This is a genomic window from Kitasatospora sp. NPDC058965 (assembly GCF_042741245.1).
GTDB lineage: Bacteria > Actinomycetota > Actinomycetes > Streptomycetales > Streptomycetaceae > Kitasatospora.
This window is the reverse complement of the sequence record NZ_JBHYKG010000539.1, coordinates 1-2787: the sequence shown is the minus strand read 5'-3', so window position 1 is coordinate 2787 and position 2787 is coordinate 1. Positions and strand designations below refer to the sequence as shown.

The following is a 2787-nucleotide window of genomic DNA, read 5'->3' as shown; positions in this document are numbered from 1 at the left end:
GTCGTGCCCGCGCCGGCCCCCGTGCCGCCGCCGCCCGCGCTGCCGCCGGCGGTGCCGGCGCCCTACCTGACGCCCAGTGGGCCGGTGCCCGCGCCGGTCGGTGCGGGCCCCTGGGGCGCCCCGGTGGCCCCGCCGCGCCCGGAGGTGGCCGACCCGCGCACCGGGGCGCTGCCCGCGCAGAGCGGCTCGTCCGGCGGCGAGGCGGCCACCGCCAAGCTCGGTGCCCGCCGGCACCGCCGCGACCCGGCCCAGGAGGTCCGGCTGGCCGGCGCCCCGGTCGGGATAGGGCCCGGGCCGCAGGCGCACACCGAGCCGGGGGCGGCCACCGGCCCGACCCCGGCCGAGACCGACTGGGTGCGCCGGGCCGCCGCCACCGGGGCGGCGCCCGCGCCGCTGCCGGTGCAGCCGGTGGAGCGCTCGCGCTGGCGGCCCTGGCGGTTCCGGATGTCCAACGACGTCTGGGGCACCCCGCTGGTGGCCGACGGCACCCTGCTGGTCTCCAGCTTCGAGGTGCACGCACTGGACATCGCCTCCGGCCGGCGCCGCTACAAGACCCGGGACGTGGCCTGGGCGGTCGCGGTGGACGCCGGGCGGGTGCACGCGGCCGACGGCCCGCACCTGTACACGGTGGACCTGGCCGACGGCACCGAGCGCTGGCGCACCTCGCTGGACGGCTGGGTCTACTCGCTGGACGCGGCCGACGGGGTGCTCTGCTGCGGGCTGCGCGGCGGCGGGGTGCAGGTGCGCTCCACCGCCAGCGGGGCCGAGCTGTGGCGGGTGGAGGACGCCCAGCAGGACTACGAGAACCCGCAGTCCGGGCCGGCACTGGTCGCCGGCGCGGTCTACTACTACGGCGGCGGGCGGCTGCGCTGCGTGGACGCCCGGGGCGGGCTGCCGCGCTGGACCTTCCCGGTCGGCGACGACGTGCCGTCCCGCCCCGCGGTGCGCGGCCAGACGGTCTACGTGACGGCCGGCACCAGGGTGCTGGCGCTGGACGCTGCGAGCGGGGCGCAGCGCTGGCAGTTCGAGGCGCCGGTGGTGCTGTTCACCCCGCCGACGCTGGACGAGTCGGCGGTGCCCGTCGTCTACGTGGCCGACTACCTGGGCACCCTGTACGCGCTGGACGGTGCGAACGGGCAGGTGCGCTGGCAGGCCCGCACGGCCAGCCGGCAGGGCGCCGAGCCGGTGCTGCTGGCCGGGTCGACCGCGCTGATCGCCAGCGGGGAGACGCTCTACGCCTTCGACACGGCGGACGGGCGCGAGCGCTGGCGGTACGCGGCCCGGGGCGAGATCGTCGGCTCGCCCGCGGCCGCGGACGGGCTGGTCCACCTGGGCAGCCGGGACCACTCGCTGCACACCGTGGACCTGGCCAGCGGGCGGCTGCGCTGGGAGCTGGGCACCAAGGGCGAGCTGACGGGATCTCCGGTGACCGCGGGCGGTCGGGTCTTCGTGAGCAGCAAGGACCGCTGCGTCTACGCGCTGGACGCGGTCTACGGGACGGCGGTGCCGGAGGGGCGGTAGGCGGCGCGCCGCTGACGGGAATTCGGACATAACGGTGAAATGCTGACAAAACTCGGCCCTGGCCGAGTGGCATTCCCGCACGGACGAACCCGAAAGGCAGCCCAGGTGCACTCCACCAAGGACCACACCCGCCCCTTCCCGGCCGGTCCCCGTCCGACCGGGCCCAAGCTGCTCGACCGGCTGCTGCTGCCGGGCGCGGTGGCGCTGGCCGCCGTGCTCGCGCTGGCCGGCTGCACCAGTTCCGGCAAGTCCAGCTCCTCCACCGCCTCCTCGGCCGGGGCCAGCGCCGCGCCCTCCGTCAGCAACTCGCTGCAGGACGACTACCAGCGGGTGATCACCCAGGTGCTGCCCTCGGTGGTGCAGATCACCACCGCCTCCGGGCTCGGCTCCGGGATCATCTACGACGACAAGGGCGACATCGTCACCAACGCCCACGTGGTCGGCACCGCCACCACCTTCCAGGTGAGCCTGGCCAACAGCACCAACCTGCTGGACGCCTCCCTGGTCGGCTCCTACCCGGACTCCGACCTGGCGGTGATCAAGCTCTCCAGCCCGCCCGGCGGCCTCAAGCCGGCCGTCTTCGGCGACAGCGGCAAGGTGGAGGTCGGGCAGATCACGCTGGCCATGGGCAGCCCGCTGGGCCTGTCCAGCAGCGTGACCCAGGGCATCGTCTCGGCCACCGGGCGGACCGTCACCGAGCCGAAGAGCGCCGACTCGCCGGGCGCCACCATCGGCAACATGGTGCAGACCTCGGCCGCGATCAACCCGGGCAACAGCGGCGGCGCGCTGGTCAACCTGTCCAGCCAGGTGATCGGGATCAACACGCTGGCCGCGGTCGACCAGGAGACCAACGGCAGCGCCGCGCCGGGCATCGGCTTCGCGATCCCGAGCGCCACCATCACCAACATCGCGGACCAGCTGATCAAGGACGGCAAGGTCACCAACTCCGGCCGCGCCGGGCTCGGCATCACCGCCCGGACCTTCTACGGCAGCGACTACAAGCCGGCCGGCGTCCTGATCGTCTCCACCACCGCGGGCGGCCCGGCCGCCTCGGCCGGGCTGCAGGCGGGCGACGTGATCACCAAGATCGGCGACACCCCGATCACCACGATCAACTCGCTGACCACGGCACTCGCCTCGCTCACCCCCGGCAGCAAGGTCACCGTCACCTACGTGCGCAGCGGCCAGACCAAGACGGCCGACGTCACGCTGGGCACGCTCGGAGCCTGATCCGGCGTCGCAGGGGCCGAAGGACCGGTCCGGCGG

2 protein-coding genes are annotated in these 2787 nt (G+C 75.1%); both read left to right on the top strand.

Going from position 1 to position 2787, the window contains the following annotated elements:
* Nucleotides 1–1521 (top strand): PQQ-binding-like beta-propeller repeat protein (locus ACFW1A_RS39825; protein ID WP_380418508.1); only part of this gene is annotated, 1521 nt, incomplete at its 5' end.
* A gap of 105 nt (nucleotides 1522–1626) precedes the next feature.
* Complete coding sequence (locus ACFW1A_RS39820; RefSeq protein WP_380418505.1) at nucleotides 1627–2751, top strand: S1C family serine protease; 1125 nt, start codon at nucleotides 1627–1629, stop codon at nucleotides 2749–2751.
* Nucleotides 2752–2787 lie beyond the last annotated feature (36 nt).